At 46.2% G+C, this 20,493-nt stretch carries 16 protein-coding genes; 9 read left to right on the top strand and 7 right to left on the bottom strand.

The window, feature by feature from the left end; translation table 11 throughout:
• Nucleotides 1-54: 54 nt before the first annotated feature.
• The 3 genes from QT973_RS06530 to QT973_RS06520 all read right to left on the bottom strand — a co-directional run bounded on the left by QT973_RS06530 (nucleotide 55) and on the right by QT973_RS06520 (nucleotide 3,705).
• A complete protein-coding gene (locus QT973_RS06530; RefSeq protein ID WP_333390964.1) occupies nucleotides 55-732 on the bottom strand; it encodes a TIGR02117 family protein in 678 nt (225 codons plus the stop codon).
• Nucleotides 733-746: 14 nt separating this feature from the next.
• Nucleotides 747-1,949: a glycoside hydrolase family 10 protein gene (locus QT973_RS06525; RefSeq protein WP_333055546.1), complete on the bottom strand. Its 1,203-nt coding sequence runs from the start codon at nucleotides 1,947-1,949 to the stop codon at nucleotides 747-749.
• Between the two features lie 310 nt (nucleotides 1,950-2,259).
• Entirely contained in the window at nucleotides 2,260-3,705 is a 1,446-nt protein-coding gene (locus QT973_RS06520) for an amidohydrolase (RefSeq protein WP_333231107.1), read from the bottom strand.
• Between the two features lie 213 nt (nucleotides 3,706-3,918).
• Here QT973_RS06520 and QT973_RS06515 point away from each other — a divergent pair, with 213 nt between their 5' ends.
• The 4 genes from QT973_RS06515 to QT973_RS06500 all read left to right on the top strand — a co-directional run bounded on the left by QT973_RS06515 (nucleotide 3,919) and on the right by QT973_RS06500 (nucleotide 7,656).
• Nucleotides 3,919-4,689, top strand: coding sequence for a cysteine hydrolase family protein (locus tag QT973_RS06515; protein ID WP_333055544.1), 771 nt, complete (start codon nucleotides 3,919-3,921; stop codon nucleotides 4,687-4,689).
• Nucleotides 4,690-4,850: 161 nt separating this feature from the next.
• On the top strand, nucleotides 4,851-5,303 hold the full coding sequence (locus QT973_RS06510; RefSeq protein ID WP_333055543.1) for a cupin domain-containing protein: 453 nt from the start codon (nucleotides 4,851-4,853) through the stop codon (nucleotides 5,301-5,303).
• Nucleotides 5,304-5,663: 360 nt separating this feature from the next.
• Nucleotides 5,664-7,289 (top strand): CocE/NonD family hydrolase, encoded by a 1,626-nt coding sequence (locus QT973_RS06505; protein WP_333390959.1) that lies wholly within the window; start codon nucleotides 5,664-5,666, stop codon nucleotides 7,287-7,289.
• 19 nt (nucleotides 7,290-7,308) lie between these two features.
• Nucleotides 7,309-7,656, top strand: coding sequence for a DUF952 domain-containing protein (locus QT973_RS06500; RefSeq protein WP_333055541.1), 348 nt, complete (start codon nucleotides 7,309-7,311; stop codon nucleotides 7,654-7,656).
• 127 nt (nucleotides 7,657-7,783) lie between these two features.
• Here the strand turns inward: QT973_RS06500 and QT973_RS06495 are convergent, their stop codons facing one another.
• The gene (locus tag QT973_RS06495) at nucleotides 7,784-9,034 is read right to left on the bottom strand and encodes a CCA tRNA nucleotidyltransferase (protein ID WP_333390957.1); all 1,251 of its coding nucleotides are present in this window, start codon (nucleotides 9,032-9,034) and stop codon (nucleotides 7,784-7,786) included.
• Nucleotides 9,035-9,142: 108 nt separating this feature from the next.
• On the opposite strand from QT973_RS06495, the gene QT973_RS06490 reads away from it, so the two are divergent.
• The 3 genes from QT973_RS06490 (at nucleotide 9,143) to tsaB (ending at nucleotide 11,991) form a co-directional block, all read left to right on the top strand.
• Entirely contained in the window at nucleotides 9,143-9,391 is a 249-nt protein-coding gene (locus QT973_RS06490; protein WP_333055539.1) for a Ycf34 family protein, read from the top strand.
• A 225-nt stretch (nucleotides 9,392-9,616) separates the two neighbouring features.
• A complete protein-coding gene (locus QT973_RS06485) occupies nucleotides 9,617-11,329 on the top strand; it encodes a serine/threonine-protein kinase (RefSeq protein ID WP_333271514.1) in 1,713 nt (570 codons plus the stop codon).
• A gap of 2 nt (nucleotides 11,330-11,331) precedes the next feature.
• Nucleotides 11,332-11,991 carry a tRNA (adenosine(37)-N6)-threonylcarbamoyltransferase complex dimerization subunit type 1 TsaB gene (gene tsaB / locus QT973_RS06480; protein ID WP_333055537.1) on the top strand — a complete coding sequence of 220 codons (660 nt, stop codon included), beginning with the start codon at nucleotides 11,332-11,334 and terminating at the stop codon, nucleotides 11,989-11,991.
• A 29-nt stretch (nucleotides 11,992-12,020) separates the two neighbouring features.
• Here tsaB and QT973_RS06475 read toward each other — a convergent pair whose 3' ends face one another.
• Complete coding sequence (locus QT973_RS06475) at nucleotides 12,021-12,350, bottom strand: hypothetical protein (protein WP_333055536.1); 330 nt, start codon at nucleotides 12,348-12,350, stop codon at nucleotides 12,021-12,023.
• 84 nt (nucleotides 12,351-12,434) lie between these two features.
• Here QT973_RS06475 and QT973_RS06470 point away from each other — a divergent pair, with 84 nt between their 5' ends.
• Nucleotides 12,435-15,287 (top strand): CHAT domain-containing tetratricopeptide repeat protein, encoded by a 2,853-nt coding sequence (locus QT973_RS06470; protein ID WP_445305688.1) that lies wholly within the window; start codon nucleotides 12,435-12,437, stop codon nucleotides 15,285-15,287.
• Nucleotides 15,288-16,301: 1,014 nt separating this feature from the next.
• Here QT973_RS06470 and QT973_RS06465 read toward each other — a convergent pair.
• A complete protein-coding gene (locus QT973_RS06465; protein WP_333259334.1) occupies nucleotides 16,302-17,123 on the bottom strand; it encodes an SDR family NAD(P)-dependent oxidoreductase in 822 nt (273 codons plus the stop codon).
• 713 nt (nucleotides 17,124-17,836) lie between these two features.
• Nucleotides 17,837-19,270, bottom strand: coding sequence for a carotenoid oxygenase family protein (locus QT973_RS06460; RefSeq protein ID WP_333208067.1), 1,434 nt, complete (start codon nucleotides 19,268-19,270; stop codon nucleotides 17,837-17,839).
• Nucleotides 19,271-19,464: 194 nt separating this feature from the next.
• Here QT973_RS06460 and QT973_RS06455 point away from each other — a divergent pair, with 194 nt between their 5' ends.
• Nucleotides 19,465-20,478 carry an LD-carboxypeptidase gene (locus tag QT973_RS06455; protein WP_333390950.1) on the top strand — a complete coding sequence of 338 codons (1,014 nt, stop codon included), beginning with the start codon at nucleotides 19,465-19,467 and terminating at the stop codon, nucleotides 20,476-20,478.
• Nucleotides 20,479-20,493 lie beyond the last annotated feature (15 nt).

Raw genomic sequence — 20,493 nt, 5'->3', positions numbered from 1 at the left:
CATTATAAACTTTATAAGCTAAAGTAAAACATTATTACCATTCGTTAATACCATTTATCTTTGACATTCGCAGCCGCTATTTAAATGAAACATAATCGCCGAAGAAAGCGTTGACCATAAAGGAGTATTGACATCGGCTTTTTCCAAAGCTTCTGCCGTCCAGTCATTGCAAGTTTTACAAATAGAGTAACTGCCTTTTGCTTCATAAAAACTATCGCTGTTGTCGTAGCCGTAGCTAATTTTAATTTTATTACCGGCTGCGTCTAATTGGAATGAATTTTTAATAAATTTTACCAGTGTCAGATAATTTTCGCCGCTAATTTTTACACATTTGGTTTCTATACTTTGGGGGAAAACCCGATAACTTTGAACGTGTAGGGTAGACGGAGTAGGGAGAAATAGAGCTTTGAAAGCTGTAACTGGGTTGATACTTGCTGATGTGGGAGTTTCCAACATAAAAGCTCGATCTCCCCAGCCAAAAGACAAATATTTATAATCATAATTCGCATCCCGCCCTATTTCTATTAGCGGTAAAAATTGATTCCAGTCAAAATATTTATTTTTAACTGGAACAATGATTTCGGTGTGAATGCCTTGGCTGGAAATGTATAGAGAGATAGTGCAATCTGCTTGCGAGTAATTTCCCCACTTTGTGGGAGTGAGATAGCCAATTGTTAGGAAAGCGCTTAAAGATAAGATGACAATTCCTAAGCGCTGTATGCTTTTTCTCATTTTAACCGTGGGTTTCAAATTCTGGCTTCTGAGGGCGGGCGCTGCATCTTTGTGGGAAAGAATTCTTGCAAGGCAGAATTGCGCTGTTCCGGGGTTTCCTTCGCCCAATTCGACAAACTTTCGTAGAAAAAGAACGACACGCCAGCGAAATCTCTTTTTCGCACTTCTTGCACTTGTTCTTGAATTTGTTTGAGGGGAACAGAATTATTTTTAAGACCTGTTAAAATGCCGATCGCAGTTGGAATATTAAGTTTAGCCAGTTTAACTTCTTCCCGTTCCAGTTCGGCACTAAAACGCTTGATATCGCTGCGATAAACCTGCAACACAATTTCGTCGATGTAGCCGCGTCTTTCCCAGGTAAACCAGTCCTGCAAGTGGGCGGGTAAAGAAAAGTGAAAAGGGTTGGGAGATAAGCTGACAATACATTTTTCTTTGCGGGATTTGATGTCGCGGGAAACTCGTCCCACGAAGTCGTTGATTTTGTCAGCGCGCCAGCGCACCCAGAAGGTTTCGCGGGGGTCGTTGGAGGGAGGACTTTTGATTTGTTGCTGATACATTGACACGGTTAACGGCTCGTAGCCAAATTCTACGGGCAAGCCGAAATGGTCGTCAAATTGAATGCCATCTATATCATAATTATCGACAATTTCTAGAATTAAATCTGAGATGAATTGCTGGACTTCGGGATGAAAGGGATTCAGCCAAACTCGATCGTGTTTGCCTTCTTTCCAAATAGTTGAACCGTCGCGCCGCTGCGCCAGCCAGTCGGGGTGAAGTGTGGCTAATTCCGATTCGGCGGGAGCCATGAAACCAAACTCAAACCAGGGGATTACTGCTATACCTTTTTGGCGGGATTGTGCTATAATTTCTTTGAGGATGTCTCGGTCTTTCAATCCGGGCGAGGGGTCGATCGACTGTCCGAATACTCGTTGGGCTGCATCGCTGGGATAAAGCGTATAGCCTCCTTGCCACACCGTGGGATAGATGGTATTAAAATTGAGTTGATCCAGTCGATTTACAGCGTCAATGATGTTGTTGCGGGAGAAAATAACGTCGCTGTCAATGTTCGTCAGCCAGACGCCGCGCAATTCGGTTGTTGGGGCTTTGGGCGGGGTTTGAGCCAAAAGACGCGGAGATAAAATCGCGGAGGAGGTAAGGGCGATCGTAAAAACAACTATTAAAGCCAGTATCCGCTGCCATTTGTGCAGTTTAATCATCAATTTGTCGCAAATATGATTATTGTGAGAGTTCTATTTTACCTCACTCAAGAGCACCATTCTCAGCAACAGGCTTTCCGGCCTGTTCCACAAGAGTGAATTTTTTTCTTGTGGGCCGTTGCTCCTCGCCGGCCCTTAAAAAGCTTATTCAAAATGATGCAATATCTCAGTTTTACCTCACATCTTGCACCATTCTCAATAATCCTTTTATGAACAGGTAAGATGCCTGTTCCACAAGAAAATTTATCTTTTGTGGAACAGGCCGGAAAGCCTGTTGCTGACAATGGTGCAACATCTCAGTTTTACCCTACTAAGAATAACCTTGCAGTTTCATCACTTGCCGATAGTGCGCTTCAATCTCGCTCACCGTTTGCGATTGACGCTTGCTCGTCCACTCGCTGCGATCGAATAATTCCCGCCTCAAAGCATCAACATCGATCGTTTTCACCTTACCTTCGGCGACAATTTGCTTGCCGTTTACCCAAACGCTGTCTACCGCATTAGTCGGGCGCCCCAAAATTAGCAAGCCAATCGGGTCGGTGCGCGGCAGCAATGATAAACTGGTTAAATCATACAGCACAAAATCTGCTTTTTTACCCACTGTCAGCGAACCCATTTCATCGGCGAGATTCAAGCCTTTTGCTCCTCCCAGGGATGCCATTTCTACAGACTGGCGCGGTGTAATCCATTGGCGGTAATCCAAATCCGTGATATTGTGCAAAATTGAACCAATTTTAATCGCTTCCAGCAAATCTTGAGAGTCATTGCTAGCAGCGCCGTCGCAGCCAAAAGATACGTTGACTCCCGCTTGACGGTATTTCAAAATCGGTGCAATCCCGCTTCCTAGCCGCAAGTTACTGAGGGGATTGTGTACAACAGTCGCTCCCGTTTCTGCCATAATTGCAATGTCGGAATCGTCCAGCCAAACGCAGTGCGCTAAAGAAGTTCGGGGACTCAAATAACCAATTCTTTGCAGGTGTTCGACAGCGCTACAGCCGTATTTTTCGTAAGCTAACTGTTTTTGAGCGGGGGTTTCCAAGAGGTGGGCGTGCCGACAAAGATTGTAGCGATCGCTCAAATCGATGCAGCCTTCAAACAAAGCATCGGAACACAGTTGAATTCCCGTCGGCGCCAATAATATATTAACACCTTTTTCGGGATTGTGAAACTGTTTTATGGCTGTTTCCATTAATTCCAAAGTGGCCTTAGTCGATCGAATGTAAGCCGCGTGTTCGATACCGCTATCGCCCGCAGGCATTCCCGCCGTCAGGGATTCATCTTGAATTAACGGCCCGATAAAAGCGCGGATACCGATTTCTTGATAAGCGCGAACTGCGGCGGCGATCGTCTCTAATTCTTGCCCCGGAATCAAAACTAAATGATCGACTACGCTTGTACCGCCCGACAGCAATGTTTCTACCGCAGTTCCCAAGGCGCTCAAATAAACTTGTTCGGGATCGAGAGGTGTAAAATCGTATAATTCGGCAATCCACAACTCTAGGGGCAAAGGCGGAATGATGCCTCGTTGCCACATTTCTGAAGAGTGAGTGTGCGCGTTGACAAAACCGGGCAGCAGCAGCTTATTTTTGCCGTTAATAACTGTTTTACCCCCCCTATCCCCCCCTTGGTAAGGGGGGGAATTAGAGGTGGAGTTATTGGGCGCGATCGCACTTATGCAATTATCCACCACTTGCACATCTGCGGTTTCATAACCGCTATCAACCGGAATTAAAGTATTTTGAATTGTCAAGCTCATAGATTTACCCTTTTTGTAAATTTACATTGATTTTTATTGTATGATTCCCTGGCGCTAACATTGGCGATCGCCCAACGAGAATAAAGTTAATAAATCCTAAACTTTCTCAAAAAGTTACCCCGGATACTTAATTATAACCAAGATTTAAGATATGACAAGTTAGTGACAATCAAATAGTTATAAGATTGAAATTGTTTTTGAGTCAAAATCAATATGAATCCTGATTCTCTCCGCACCTTGGGCGTACCGCCGAATGCTTGGAAAGTTGATGCCAAAATTGCCGATATCACCCGATCGCCGATCGCGCCTGCACCTGTTACCCTGGAAACAGAAACTAAAACCCTGCGTTTAGACTTAGCAAAAGCAGCGATGTTGGTGATAGATATGCAAAACGATTTCTGTCATCCCGACGGTTGGCTAGCACATATTGGCGTAGATGTAACGCCCGCCCGAACTCCAATTAATCCTTTAAAAAATTTGCTGCCAAAATTGCGATCGCACGCAGTACCAATTATTTGGATAAACTGGGGAAACCGCCCCGATTTGCTCAATATTAGTGCAGCTTCCCGTCACGTTTACAATCCCACAGGATCCGGCGTAGGTTTGGGAGATCCGCTGCCAAAAAACAACGCACCTGTACTGATGGCAGGGAGTTGGGCGGCGCAGGTTGTCGATGAATTAAAACCCAAACCGGAGGATATTTGTGTTGATAAATATCGGATGAGTGGCTTTTGGGATACTCCTTTAGATAGTATCTTGCGGAACCTCGGCAGAACTACACTTTTCTTTGGAGGAGTAAACGCCGATCAGTGCGTCATGGCTACCCTGCAAGATGCTAATTTCCTCGGTTACGACTGTATTTTAGTCAAAGATTGTACAGCTACGACATCTCCAGAGTATTGCTGGCAAGCTACTCTGTATAACGTTAAGCAATGTTTTGGTTTTTTGTCGGATTCTCAGGCTATGTTAGAAGCAATTAAATAGTAGTCAGCAATGATTCCTAGAATGAGTGTAGGGGCAATCCCCCCGTGGTTGCCCCTCTTGATTAAGAAACTGAGTAGGCGGGTACGGGGCTGGGGGGGGCACGGGGCTGGGCGGGCACGGGGGCACCGCCCCTACGATAATTAACAATTAAGCACAAAAAAATGACAAACCAGTGCGTGATTCCTGTTATAAAGTCTCCGAAAGACTACCAAGCATTTCGCATCAGTCCGGGCGATACTAATAGATTAGCGATCGTCTTCGATCCGGTAATAGCTAATGTTTCATTAACAGTTTGCGTGGAGATTTTCGATGCGGGCGGCAAAACTCCTCCCAACCGCCATCAATTCGCAGTAGAAATGTTTTTTGTACTCAAAGGAACCGGGCAAGCAACCTGCGACGGCAAAACAGTTAGTATTCAACCGGGAGATAGTTTGTTAGTGCCTCCAACGGGGACTCACGTAATTGAGAATACGGGGAGTGAACGTTTGTACACTTTGTGCATTATGGTGCCGAATGAAGATTTTGTGGAACTAATTCGCAGCGGTACACCAGTCGAACTCGATGAGGAAGATATGAGAGTTCTTGGGCGATCGGATGTACTCGTATCCTGCTAGGTTTGTAGTATAGCAGTTTTTAATTGGATGAAATACAGGACACGGCATTGCCCAAAGCGTGTCAACTTAAGCTATCAGTCCGCCAGTCCTCCCGCGCACCCGCCATTCCGCCAGGGACTGAAGTCCCTGTCTAATAGCTAAAGTCCTCTAAAGAGGACTAATGAGTTGAAAAGTGTTTTTCTTAGTCCTCTTTAGAGGACTTTAGCTTTGAGGCAGGGGTTGAAACCCCTGCCGGAATATGGGTTGTACGTTAATTGGACACCAATGGGCAGTGCCGTGTCCCTACGAACAATTATCAGGTTTGTAGTAAGGATCTCAGTCCTTTATCAGAACTTTTTTATTTGATGTTTTGTAGGATTTATGCTGAAACTTCGTCCGAAAGAAACAGCGTCAATGCTAACTAAAGATGGGGTTCGTTTAGATGCTGACATCTACCGCCCCGATGCGGAGGGCGAATTTCCAGTATTATTAATGCGGCAACCTTACGGAAGGGCTCTCGCCTCTACAGTAGTATATTCCCATCCTGCATGGTACGCCAAACACGGCTACATCGTTGTCATCCAAGACGTGCGGGGACGCGGCACTTCCGAAGGCAAATTTAACCCCTTTGTTAGCGAAACACAAGACGGTTTTGATAGCGTCAATTGGGCAGCTAATTTGCCGGGAAGTAACGGCAAAGTCGGAATGTACGGTTTTTCCTACCAAGGCATGACTCAACTCTACGCGGCGGCTGCTAAACCAAGCGCATTAATCACAATTTGTCCGGCAATGGTAGGCGGCAATTTATACGCAGATTGGGCCTATGAAGGCGGCGCATTTTGCCTGCAATCAAATCTCGGCTGGGCAATTCAGCTAGCCGCAGAAACCGCTCGCTTAAAAGCCGATATTTCTGCCTATCAAGCCTTTTATGCAGCTTCGAGAAATCTCCCGCTATACGATACCGTGCCCGCGCGTCCTGACATTATTAAAAATCTCGCACCCGACTCATATTATCATGATTGGTTGGATAATTATCGACCGAGCGAGTATTGGGAAAAGTTATCGCCAAACATCAAAGATTTAGACTTGCCAATGCTGCACGTTGGCGGTTGGTTTGATAATTATTTGCGAGGAACAATCCATATTTACAAGGAAATGGCGAGCCGGAGTTCCTGTCCGCAGCATTTGATAATTGGCCCTTGGGCGCATTTACCTTGGGGGCGAAAAGTGGGAGAGTTGGATTATGGTTTGGCAGCTTCAAATCCTGTGGATGAGTTGCAAATTCGCTGGTTCGATCAATTCCTCAAAGGAGTTGATACAGGAATATTAGACGAGTGGCAAATTTCACTATTTGAGATGGGGAGGAATGATTGGCGGAAATTTGATAAATGGCCTAATAATAATCATAAATCTTATTTTTTAGCAAGTACCGGACTTGCCGCGATGAGAGAAGATGCTGGTATTTTAACAGATAGTTGCGCGGATGTTTGCACTGATGATATATTCGTACATGACCCTTGGCGACCGGTGCCATCCTTGGGAGGTCACGCTGCATTTCCTGCCGGTGCGATCGAGCGATCGACTATTGACTGCCGCACCGATGTGTTAACATACACTTCGGCACCGCTAACAGCAGATTTGCACTTAGCTGGAGATATAATTGTCGAAGTATTTTGTACCGCAGATGCGCCGAGTTTTGATTTGTGTGCGATACTTTCTGAGGTCAAAGATAGCGGCAACGTCTACAATTTTACTCAAGGTTACGTCCGGGTAAATTCAGGTGAAACACCTGTAAGAATTGTACTGCAAGCAACTTGTATGCAAATTGCCAAAGGTAATGCGTTGCGTCTGAGTTTGAGTGCGGCTTGCTTTCCCGCTTACGACGTGAATCCGGGAACGGGCGCGCCGGACGGTGAAGCGCGGGCGATCGATGCTAAAATTATCACGCTGACAGTAAGTTGTGGCGGGAATTGTCCCTCTCAAATTTTGCTGCCAATTGTCAATTAAACCTAAAACCTATCTAACTATGAGCGTTATTTTTCACATCACCCGCAGCCAACAGTGGGAAGAAGCAAAACAAGTTCAATCCTATCGCGGCGATACGCTAGATACTGAAGGATTTATCCACTGTTCGACTCTGCCACAAGTTCTTAAATCTGCTAATAAATTTTTTGTGGGACAAACAGGATTGCTGCTGCTTTGGATTGACTCGGACAAAGTGCAAGCTGAACTTAAGTATGAATTGGCGGCGGGTGAGAATTACCCGCACATTTACGGGCCGCTGAATGTTGATGCTGTGTTGAAAGTTGTTGAGTTTGAACCGGGTGCAGATGGCAAGTTTGAATTGCCGGAAGAATTAAGGGATGTTGTTTAAGATTCTGATTTTTTAGCATTGTAAACTAACTTTTTAGGGCGGGCTAGAAGCCCACCCCACGGGAAAGTTGAATTTTGTGGAACGGGCATCTTGCCCGTTCTAATTTATGAAATATATCAATTTAAACTTACTGATTCACCAACTCTGCCGCCAATTTCAGTGCATCTTCGCGAGTCGCAATTCTCCCCTCCACTCGCGCTAATTGAATGTCCATCAACAATTGACCGATGCGCGGACTTCTGGGCAATTTCAAATATTCCATTAAATCATTGCCGCTAACTAATTGTGTGGCATGAGCAATAATATCATCAGCATCCAGATAGCGATTAATTAACAGTGAAATCTCCTCAACAGCAACTCCCGTCGCCACCGCCAAAACTGCTAAAACTGGAAATACTATTCCCACATCCCGAAACAAAAAATACTGTTCTCTCAAAGACATTTCCGCGATAGGTTTTGCTGGCAATTGTGGTAAGTATTTCAAAAGCCCGATCGCACTTTTAATCTCCGCATTGCTGTACTTCAACCGCAGCAACTGCCTTTCAGCAATTGTCGGGTCAGAATCTGCCAAAATAGCCAACTTCGCAACCGCCAACAACGGCGTTTTAATCGTATCTCGAATCTGACGCCCGAATTCCTTCCCTAATTCCGGGTAAATTGCCGCTAATTGGTCAGCAGACGCATCAATTTTTGTCAAAATATCAAAACGGTCGATCGCACTTTCAAACCAAATCGAAAACAAACCATCTTCGCAACCGCGACAAATCCAAGGAACACCGTCAGGATTGCTCAACAAATAACCTAATTCCGTCCGCACCCGTTCCACGGCTACCCGACTCAACAGCGGCGCCAATTCCCGAATCGCCGATTGAGTTTCAGCTTCGATCGCAAAACCCAACTGCGCCGCTTGGCGGTAAGCTCTTAATAACCTTAGCGGATCGTCCTCCAAATTTGACCGCGAAATCATCCGCAGCACACCCAACCGCAAATCAGTTTGACCGTCCAAAGGATCGATGATTTCTCCTGTAAAAGGATTGCAGGCGATCGCATTTATCCGAAAATCCCGGCGCAGCAAATCCCCCTCCAGACTCCCCCCTTCCGCCTGCGCCAAATCCACCGTACCGCCCGCAAATACAACCCGCGCAATTTGCCGTTCCGCATCCAACAAGACAAATCCACCTTTCGTGCGATCGGCAATTTTTCGAGCAGTCTTCACGGCCCGTGTTAGCATAACGAAATCCAAATCAAAATAGTGCGATCGGCGGCCCAGCAACGCATCCCGCACCGCACCGCCCACCAAATAAGCAGGCGGTGTCAGCAGTTCCAAATCAAACGGCCAAGAATCAGGAGATAATGAAGAGGGCAAATTAATCGGCATCGCAACAAAAATCTACTTTCCTTACAAACAATTAAACTCTTGCTACGCTAGATTAACAGAAAGCTCAAATTTCACCAATCTTTTTGAAATGCACAGAGGATATCAAGAATGTGTATTTGTATTAACTGCCACTATGTAGACCGCTGCTTCACCTACCACGCCGTAGAAGAACAGCACGAACAGCTTCACCTTACCGAAACACCCGATTTCGACCCCGTAGAACCCACCATCAACGTCAACATCCGCCCCCGCCAAGACGAAATTGAAATGGAATGGGATGTAGTTGGGTGTCAGAGTTTCAAGCAAGAGACCGGCAAATGGGCCTCATTGCGGCCAGGCGAACTCGTACCAACTTAAGGAAGAAGTCATTAGTCAGTAGTCATTAGTCAGTAGTCATTAGTCAGTAGTCAGTAGTCATTAGTTATTTGTTGGTTGTTGGTTGCTATTTGTTGTTTTTTATAGGTTTTTTGTGAGTGGTTGGCGATAACAACCAATAACCAATTCCCAATTCGCAATGCCCGATGCCCAATTCCCCATTTTCAATTACCAATCTAAAATCTAAAATCTAAAATCTAAAATCCAATGTGCTATTGCTTAAACCCAACTTGTCAGAATCCGCAAAACCCAGGGGATGCAGAATTGTGCAAAAGTTGTGGATCAAAATTGTTGTTGACTATTGACGCAGAAACACCCTCCGCATCTCGCTACCGAACCATAAAGCCGATCGGGCAAGGAGGCTTTGGCCGAACCTTTCTAGCAGTTGATGAAACCAAACCCCTGATTTTTTCGCAGTGCGTAATCAAGCAATTTTTGCAGCAAAATACCGCAGCCGAAAAAGCCGCTCAACTATTTCACCAAGAAGCAGCCCAGCTACAAACCTTGGGAAAACATCCCCAGATTCCCGAATTAATCGCGCATTTTGAACAAGACGGGAGACAGTATTTAGTACAAGAATTTATAGACGGCAAAAACCTAGCCAGAGAATTAGAACAAAAAGGAGCATTCACCGAAACTCAAATTCGGCAAATCCTCAACGATTTATTGCCAGTGCTCCACTTCGTCCACAAATCCAAAGTTATTCACCGCGATATCAAACCCGAAAATATCATTCGCCGCCGACTAACTCCAACTCCTTTACCCGCCTTAGAAAATTCCTATCAGCCCTCTCCTTTCCAAAAAGATATTGTTTTAGTAGACTTTGGTGCAGCTAAGAAAGTAACAGCAACCGGGTTGCCGCAAACAGGTACAATCATCGGCAGTGCCGCTTATACAGCCCCAGAACAATTGATGGGGAAAGCAGTTTTTGCCAGCGATATCTACAGTTTGGGCGTTACCTGCATTCACTTGCTGACTGAAATTCCTCCCTTCGACTTGTTCGACAGCACAGAGGATTCTTGGGCTTGGCGAAATTATTTGAAGACTGCTGTTAGCGATGATTTCGGCCGCATCCTCGACACAATGCTTCAAAGTGCCACCAATCGGCGCTACAGTTCAGCATCAGCAGTCATCCGGCACTTGAACCCCAAACCGGTGTATTTAGACGCACCGCCGGTGCTAGACGCGCCGGAAACGCCTGCAGAACGGGTGCTTACACCTGCGCCCGGTGTGTCGCTTTTCACTCGCCAACAGAAAGCCGAAATTCAGCAAGCTTTGCAAGAGGATCTCGCCCCCTACAATGTTACAATCCAAGTCAGTCAAGCCAAGCAACAGCTCACTATCGTCATCAACAGAACCGAAGACAACCCCGTTTACTATCCGCACTTATCTCAAATAATTGCCACCAGACTCACCGATTTGCAGTTAAATAAAGTCGCAGCCGTGAAGCTGTTGGGAAGAGTCAACAATTCTCGCCGCCCGGAGTGGAAGCAAATATTGCAAATCGATCCCAAGATTAAATTGAGAAACAAACTGTTGCGGCTGCAACACAATCAATTACTCAAGAAAATCGCCTCTGTTACTACCCAAGAATTTTGGCTGCCGAAGTTGAAAACTCAGGATTTTTGGATAGATGCGCTAATGTTTGCCTTAGTTTGGTTTATTTTTGGCTCTCAAATAGTCATTTTTAATTCGTGGTTTGCGCTAATAGTTACGTCGGGTTTTATGACGGTGAAACATCAAGTTTCCCAAAACAAAGAATTTGCCAATAAAAATTTATTTGCAAGTTTAGTAGTGCTGTTTTTGATGACTGGAGGAATGGGTAATTCTAGGATTTTAAATACGGGAATATTTGGCATTCTTTTGGGTTGCTTAGTTGTGGCTCTGCCTCTGTTTTTTGTTAAGGAAAATTATCAGTAATCGTGAATAGCAATCCCCAAGACGGAACATCAGTTAAAAAATACGGCTTAGCCCTGCACACAGCTAGTCGGGAACTCGGTTTAGCCATCAGCAATTTTGCCGGGGATTCTCGCTGCAAAACTTGGAATTTGGATCGGGATTTAGCGACTCATTTGCATCAGTATTTAGTCGAGTTTATTGGGCCGCAAACTTGGGCGGATTTGGCTTTTATTGCAGTGGCGAAGGGGCCCGGAGGTTTCACGGGGACTCGGATGGGTATGGTGACGGCGCGGACTTTGGCTCAACAGTTGGATATTCCGGTTTTTGCGATTTCAACTTTGGCGGCTATGGCTTGCAGCAGCAGTAAAAAATCTATCTCAAATCAGGATATGGCGGTGCAAATGCCTGCACAGCGGGGACAATTGTTTGGCGCTGTTTATTCAATTAACAAAGATTCAGGTTTAACTGAGTTGTTTCCTGATACTGTGATGACGGCGGAATCCTGGCAGGAAAAGTTGGAAAGTTGGGAAAAATCTTATCAGTTGATTGAAGTTGGTAGCGAGTTGGGTTGGTCGGTTTCTAGCGTGTTGGAATTGGCTTATTTGGAGTGGCAAATGGGAAGTCGTCCTGATTGGTCGGATGCTTTGCCTTTTTACGGTCAACATCCGGTTAAGGGACACTGAATATTGGTAATTGGTAATTGGTAAATTGTTTATTTAAGGGCGATACAAACTTCGAGGCAAAAAGTTAATGTTAGCGGGTCTGGGTTTTCGGTTCGCAATCGATCGATCTCAGCTCGATCGCAGCCGCGAGATTCCATAAAATCAAGCATCCAGTTCGTTATTGTAGCGAGATCGATGTATTTTGCTCCGAGACAAACAGGGCAAATTTCTGGGCTAAGGGTACCGGTGCCGCCGCATTCGGGGCAATCCCAGTGGGTTGTTACGGGATCGGGGGTAGTTAGGATGTTGTTCATGCTGGGAAAAAGTACGCGCCGCGTAGCGATCCCGCAGGGAATCGCACTACTCGTTAACTCTAGCAAAAATGCCGATCGCCCTCACTTCTTCCAGCCTTAACACTAAGCAGGCTAGTGACTAAAATTGAAAAAAATACAAAAGGGGTGGCTATGTTCGATCGCACTCAATGGTTTTTGGCTGGTATGTCGATCGCGCTTTCGCTTCAGCTAAGTCAGCCAGTGGCAGCAGCCGTGCCCGTTGGTAAAGTCGTACAAACAGCACAAACTAACAGTAGCGACGCTGCACAAGCTGTAGCAGCAGCAAAAGCAGCAGCAGCTACAGAAGCTTTAATAAAAGGAACACAACTTTACCAGCAAGGAACGGCGGAATCTTTAAGAAGTGCGATCGTCAAGTTGGAAGAAGCATTAAAGCTGTATCGAGAAGCGGGCGACAATAGAGGGCAAGCACTTAGCCTCCTTGGTCTTGGCAGTATCTACTCAGCATTGGGAGAACAACAGAAAGCGCTAGAGTATTACAGCCAGTCGCTTCCCCTGTATCGAGCAGTGGGCAATCGCCATGGGGAAGCTACCACCCTCACCAACATCGGCAAAGTCTACTCAGATTTGGGAGAACAACAGAAAGCGCTAGAGTATTACAGCCAGTCGCTTCCCCTGTTTCGGGCAGTGGGCAGTCGCCGTGGGGAAGCTTACACCGTCAACAACATCGGCAAAGTCTACTCAGATTTGGGAGAAAAACAGAAAGCGCTAGAGTATTACAGCCAGTCGCTTCCCCTGAGTCGGGCAACAGGCGATCGCGGCGGGGAAGCTATGACCCTCAACAACATCGGCGGTGTATACTCAGAATTGGGAGAACAACAGAAAGCGCTAGAGTATTACAGCCAGTCGCTTCCCCTGTATCGAGCAGTAGGCGATCGCAGCGGGGAAGCTTACACCCTCAACAACATCGGCGGTGTATACTCAGAATTGGGAGAAAAACAGAAAGCGCTAGAGTATTACAGCCAGTCGCTTCCCCTGAGTCGGGCAACAGGCGATCGCGGTGGGGAAGCTCTCACCCTCAACAACATCGGCACTGTCTACTCAGAATTGGGAGAAAAACAGAAAGCGCTAGAGTATTACAGCCAGTCGCTTCCCCTATTTCGGGCAGTAGGCGATCGCCGTGGGGAAGCTTACACCCTCAACAACATCGGCGGTGTCTACTCAGAATTGGGAGAAAAACAGAAAACGCTAGAGTATTTGGGCCGGTCGCTTCCCCTATTTCGGGCAGTAGGCAATCGCAGCGGGGAAGCTCTCACCCTTTACAACATAGCTTCTTTCAAACGCGACCAAAACAATCTTACCGAAGCCCTCAACGACATTGAATCCTCTCTCAAAATCATCGAAAACCTCCGCACCAAAATAGCCAGCCCCGAACTCCGCAGCTCATACTTTGCCACAGTACAAAACTACTACGAACTCTACATCGATTTGTTAATGCAACTGCATAAAACTAATCCTAAATCCGGTTACGATACAAAAGCCTTAGAAGCCAGCGAACGTTCGAGAGCCCGCAGTCTCCTAGAACTTCTCCAAGAAAGTAACGCCAGCATTCGCGAAGGCATTTCCCCCGATTTACTGCAACAAGAAAAGAGCCTGCAACAGCAACTCGATGGCATTGAAAAACAGCGCATCGAAACAATCAGCAGCCCCAACCCCAATCCAACTAAAATCGCTGAAATCGACTCTGGGCGCCTCGCACTTTTGCAACAATATCAGCAAATTCAAGCCCAGATTCGTACCGCCAGCCCCCGCTACGCTGCCCTCACCCAACCCCAACCTTTAACACTCCCAGAAATTCAGAAACAGATTCTCGATGAAAACACTATTTTATTGCAGTATTCCCTCGGTTCATACCGCAGTTATTTGTGGGTTGTGACATCAACAGGACTAACCAGCTATGAATTGCCAAAACAGGTTGACATTGAAACAGCAGCTAAGGACTTCCTAGAGGCAATAACTAGCCCAATCCAGAGAAATATTCCCCAACAAGTTGCCCAAGCAAGTGCAAATCTGGGTCGAGTAATTTTACAACCCGCAGCAGCCCAATTAGGCAATAAACGCTTATTAATTGTTCCCGACGGCGTGCTGCACTATACCCCTTTTCAAGCTTTAACTCTTGACAAAACCGCCGGACAAAACACCAATGTTCCCTTAATAGTCGAACATGAAATTATCACTCTACCTTCTGCCTCAAGTCTCGCCATTCTCAGGCAAAATTACGGAGATAGAAAACCACCAAGCCGAAATTTAGCAATTTTAGCAGATCCTGTTTTCAGTCCAGAGGATGAAAGAATTAAAGGAAAAATTACCCAAGCAACAACAGAAAAATTAGAAGCAAATAACCTCGGTTTAAATCAATCGCTTCGTGCTTCTAATCGGCAATGGCCACCCGAACGCCTCGCATTTACCCGCCAAGAAGCCCAAACGATATCCAGCTTATTTCCCTCAGCTTCTAGCAGTCAAAAGATTGATTTTGATGCCAGCCGCACTACTGCTACCGACGGCAGTTTAGCTAATTATCAAATCGTTCACTTCGCCACCCACGGCCTTGCCAACAGCCAAAATCCCGAACTGTCAGGAATTGTGATGTCGATGGTAGATGACAAGGGCAATCTTGTCAATGGTTTTTTGCGCCTCACGGATATTTTCAACTTGAAACTGGCGGCAAATTTAGTGGTTTTAAGTGCTTGTCAATCGGGCATGGGACAGAATGTTAGAGGCGAAGGAATGGTGGGATTAACAAGGGGTTTTATGTATGCAGGTGCTCAGCGGGTGGCGGTGAGTTTGTGGAATGTGGATGATGAAGGAACTTCTGTGTTAATGCAAAAGTTTTATCAAAAAATGGTGCAACAAAAGTTAGCGCCGGCGGCAGCTTTGAGGGCGGCGCAGATTGAAATGATGCAGGAGGAAAAATGGAAATCTCCCTATTATTGGGCGGCTTTTACCCTTCAGGGCGAGTGGAAATGATACAGCACTTTTGCTGGTAAGTAAGTACATAGCCCTTGTAGGGACACGGCAATGCCTATTGGTGTCAACAAACACGTTAAATCGGTAGTCCGATAGTCCGACAATCCGACAATCCGACAGTCCGATAGTCCGACAATCCGACAGTCCGACAATCCGACAGTCCGACAATCCGACAGTCCGATAGTCCGACAATCCGATAGTCCGACAATCCGATAGTCCGATAGTCCGACAATCCGATAGTCCGACAATCCGATAGTCCGATAGTCCGACAATCCGACAGGGAATGAATTCCCTGTCTAATAGCTAAAGTCCTCTGAAGAGGACTAATGAGTTTAAAAATTCGGCGTTGCTGGGCGTTGCTAAATACAGGTAGGAATTCAGATTTCCCAATTGCTATAAAACCAGTATGGTCAGTTTTGTAACATCAAGCAAAAAGTTGATTCCTACCGCGAATCAGCAACGTCAAAAATTCTTCTTCCCAGTCCTCATAGCGAGGACTTTCACTATGAGACAGGGGTTTCAACCCCTGGCGGATTGGCGGACTAACGGATGGGCGGCGTGAATCAGCAACGTCAAAAATTCTTTTTCCCAGTCCTCATAGCGAGGACTTTCGCTATGAGACAGGGGTTTCAACCCCTGGCGGATTGGCGGACTAACGGGTGGGCGGCGTGAATCAGCAACGTCAAAAATTCTTTTTCCCAGTCCTCTTTCAGAGGACTTTCGCTATGAGACAGGGATTTAAATCCCTGGCGGATTAGCGGACTATTGGGTGGGCGGCGTGAATCAGCAACGTCAAAAATTCTTTTTCCCAGTCCTCATAGCGAGGACTTTCGCTATGAGACAGGGATTTCAATCCCTGGCGGACTACCGGGTGGGCGGGCGGACTACCGGCTGGGCGGGCTGACAGCTTAAGTTGACACCAATGGGCCGAAGAGCCCGGAACGGGCAAGATGCCCATTCCACAAAGAATGAGTTTTCTTGTGTGTTGGGCATCTTGCCCGCCCAGAAAAGGGTTTATCGCCCGCTAGCTAAAGCCTCCCGCAATTTGCGGCCCCGCGATTTATTCCGAAGTTCGGGAGTCGCCATCCGCAACACAAAATCCAGCAACCAAGGCGCAATTCGGTGACACCAAACTGCTAGATGACTTTGCCATCCTACCAAGATTTCTGGCGCATCTTTGTGCAATCCCGCGACAAGTGCTAGGGCAACTTTTTCGGGAGTTGTGGGCACTACCCAGCGAAATTGTTCCAAGTCTCGCACCATGTCGGTATCTGTTAGGGATGGCAGCAAAGCTGTGACTCGAACATTGTACTGAGTTAACTCGCTACGCAAAGCTTGGGTGAATCCCAAAATGGCAAATTTGGTAGCAGAATAAGTTGCCATTGTGGGAGCGGCAATTTTGCCCATTAAGCTGGAAACATTGACGATTGTTCCCTCTTTTTGAGTCGCCATTCGCCGAGCTATCAAGCGGGTAATTGTGTAGGTTCCGAGCAAATTTAAGGCGATTTCTTCCTCGATTAACGGGAGTGGCGAACGCAAGAATGATGCTTGGTGGGCGACGCCTGCACAGTTGACTAGCAGGTGAATGGGGCCGCTATCTCGCCAAGCTTGGGCGATCGCAATATTCACCGCTACTGACTGAGTTAAATCCAAAGCTAACGGCACTACTTCTGTGCCCAAAACATCGATTTCCTCTGCCAGTTCAATTAATTGCCGGCGGTTGCGCGCCACAATCAACAAACGTTTGACTCCTTGTCTCGCTAATTCCAGGGCGATCGATCGCCCAATTCCGCGCGAAGCCCCTGTAACAAGAGCTGTTTTTCCTTGAAGTTGCATAGATTAAACCTTTTGGTAGATGCTCACCGCGGCACGGAGTTATGAGTTGTGAGTTGTGAATTATTAGTTATGAGTTGAATGTTTTGGCGGTAACAACTCATAATTCATAATTATTGAAAAGGCTATCTTGTTTCGATAGACCTCATTTACTTGTGGGGTTAACTCAAAACTAAAAACTTTTGAATCGCTAACGTGCGCGTGAGCTGAACTAAACTTTTGGTTTGCCAGAAATCAGTTAATTATCTGGTCTTTTAACCTCATGCCAGCAGACAAAGCTGAGATGGGCAAACCTAGTCGATAATCATGTCAAAGCGGGCTTTATTACCGCTTTTTCTTCAGTCTGCAGAGGCGGACTTCGCCTGTGTAGCCGCGAATTTATTCGCCAGGTATTGGTTTCCTTCAGTCTGCAGAGGCGGACTTTGCCTGTGTAGCCGCGAATTCATTCGCCGGGAATATTCGCCGGGATTAGTTATTCGCCAGGGCTTAATTACCCCTCTTTTTTTAGTCCGCAGAGGCAGACGAAATCCTGTGCAGCGGCGACTTACAATCGCCGGGGATTCGTGCGAATTGGCACAGGATAATTGAGCAATGCAGATTATCAATTCCACACCTCCTAGATATGAGAATTTCCTATCTACACACACCTTAACAACTTGACAGAGAAGCGGCAACAATTTTTAATAAATCTTCCGCAACACTTCTTTACAATTTTCTCAGACTGCCGATTTCCAAGTGCCGTGAAAGCCCAAAGGTATGACACCGGGCAGTTCTAGCTTGCAAACAGGTTCGCGATCAAGCCCTTCGCTGTCAAATATCCAGACTTCGCTGCTGTCAGAATTGCCGTCGTAAACAACTGTTACTATCCAACCTTTCTCCGAGGAAATATCTGGAACGTAGATGGGCTCTGCGGGATAGCGATTTTCGCCACAGTCGGCAATTGTGAGATTGCGGCTTTGCGTGTCGAAACGGGCGATCGCACCGAAACGTTCCGGTACAATATCAACGTCAGGGCGATACATTGCCAGATAAATATATCGTGAGTCTTGCCCTATTTCGGCAGCAGGTACGATCGGAAACTCACAAGGTTTATCCAACAATTCTTCTATTCCTGTCACTTTCGCCGTCAGAGGATTGAGATGCACTCGGCAAAGAGTACCCTCCGCATCCGTGCTAGTTTCACCAGTCGGTACTTCTTTCAGTCGCTGATTAGTTTGAAAGTCAGCGAAGCGCACAAAATCTACAGCCACGGAACCATCTTCCTTGACAAAACCGTTAGCAAAATGCCACTGAAACCAAGGTTCAGTTTCGCCGCGACTAACTAAAGAGAGAGTTTCTGAGTCAAAAATTAATATCTGAGTACCTAACTCCGGTTTCCACTGAAAGGACTCGCTATAACTGCTAATTCCCGTTAACAATGGCAAAAAATTGACTTGCACCGGCGGGATAAAAAATATCAGATATTTACCCGCCAAAACAAAATCGTGGAGCGCGTAAATTCCATCTAAAGCAACTGTTGATTGTTGCACGACTTGGCCAGTAAAATCGCTTTTATACAGATTCAACTTTGTAGTCGCACCGTTGGTAACTCCAAAGTTGAAAATATTGCCAGTAATCGGGTCGCGCTTGCAGTGAGCAGAATAAACAAATTTACTATCTAAACTGCCTAAATCGTCCGTTCCCTGAGTTTCCAGGGTTTGCAAATCGAGGCGGTGAGGCGGGCCACCTTCCCACAATGCCAAAAGGCGATCGGGCAAAGCTAAAACAGAAGTATTGGCAGCATTTTTAACAGTTTTAGTCCACCGCAACCACACAGGGCCCGGTGCTGTCATGCCATAATTACTGTAGAGAAATTTATCAGCTTTTTCTTCAGCTAGATATCCCGCTGTTTTCACGTAGCGATAAACAGCCGTAGCACCGACATCGGTAAAATGTACTGCCAAAATTGCACCGTCGCCATCAAACCAGTGTCCCGCAGCAACACCGCCACGTTCCAAACGTCCGGGCCCGTTGCGGTAGAGAGTGCCGCGCAATCCGTCGGGAATTTTACCAGTTTTAACCGATAGCTGAGTCAGCGGAAACTCCGCAGCAGGACGGGCTAAAGCTTGAGCCCAAGATTTTTTAGCTGAGATTTTAGTGTCTGTTTTCATTGGAAACTCGCAATTTTAAACTGATCTGACAGATATTTTGCTATACAATTATAGCAAAAACCATCTATAACAGTTCTCGCGTGAGCCATTCATCAATGAATTAACAATTGCTCAATCCCCCAATCTAAAATCTAAAATCTAAAATCTAAAATCTCAACCTGTACCTCACTTAATCGAACAAGGGTATAACACCTATGACTCTCCGCCGCCGTGCTCTGATCAGAACTTTTGGGCTGACTGCTATTGGTACTCAGCTTTTGCCACTCGCCCAAAACAACCTATCTCCCAAAAGTGCGATCGAGCCGCGCCGCCTGCAAGTCGGCGATACTGTAGCCTTAATCAATCCTGCCGCTTTCAACTACGAAAAAGAAGTGCAGCCATTTTTTAAAGTTCTGGATAACCTGGGTTTAAAAGTTAAATTGGGAGAGCATTTTTACGATCGCTACGGCTATTTAGCCGGCAAGGATGCCGATCGCGCCGCCGATGTCAACGCAGCCTTTGCCGACGACTCAGTGCGAGCTATTTTTACCGGAATGGGCGGCTGGGGCTGCGGTCGGATATTGCCGCTCCTAGATTACAATATTATCCGCAACAATCCCAAAATTATTATGGGATTTAGTGATATTACGGCGCTGTTATTGGCGATTTATGCTAAAACTAATATAATTACTTTTCACGGCCCTTTAGGTGTGTCAACTTGGAGCCCATTGACAGTAAATTACGTCAAAAAAGTTTTGTTTGAGGGCGGCTCTATAACCATGCAAAACTCCCCAAGCGTGCAAGTTCAAACAATCGGGCGCGGAACAGCTAGGGGAAAACTAATCGGTGGAAATTTATCAGTAATAGCAGCAATGGTGGGTTCTGCATATTTACCTACCTGGGAAAACAGTATTTTGTTTGTTGAAGAAGTTGGCGAAGAAGTTTATCGCATCGATAGAATGTTGACGCAGCTTAAATTAGCGGGCATTCTTGATAAAATATCAGGTTTTATTTTCGGACAGTGTACCAAGTGCGAAGCTGAAAAACCCCAAGAGTCCCTAACCTTGCCTCAAGTCTTGTCCGACCACATTCGGCCTTTGAAGATTCCCGCGTGGTATGGTTCTATGGTGGGACACATCCGGGAGCAGTTCACTTTGCCGATCGGCCAAGAAGTCGAAATCGACGCTGACTCTGGTACAATTAAATTGTTAGAATCTGCTGTCAGCTAAATCTTAAATTATTCT

This window comes from Microcoleus sp. Z1_A1, assembly GCF_036700305.1.
Lineage (GTDB): Bacteria > Cyanobacteriota > Cyanobacteriia > Cyanobacteriales > Microcoleaceae > Microcoleus.
The sequence above is the reverse complement of the archived record's forward strand: the minus strand, read 5'-3'. Positions and strand labels throughout refer to the sequence as shown.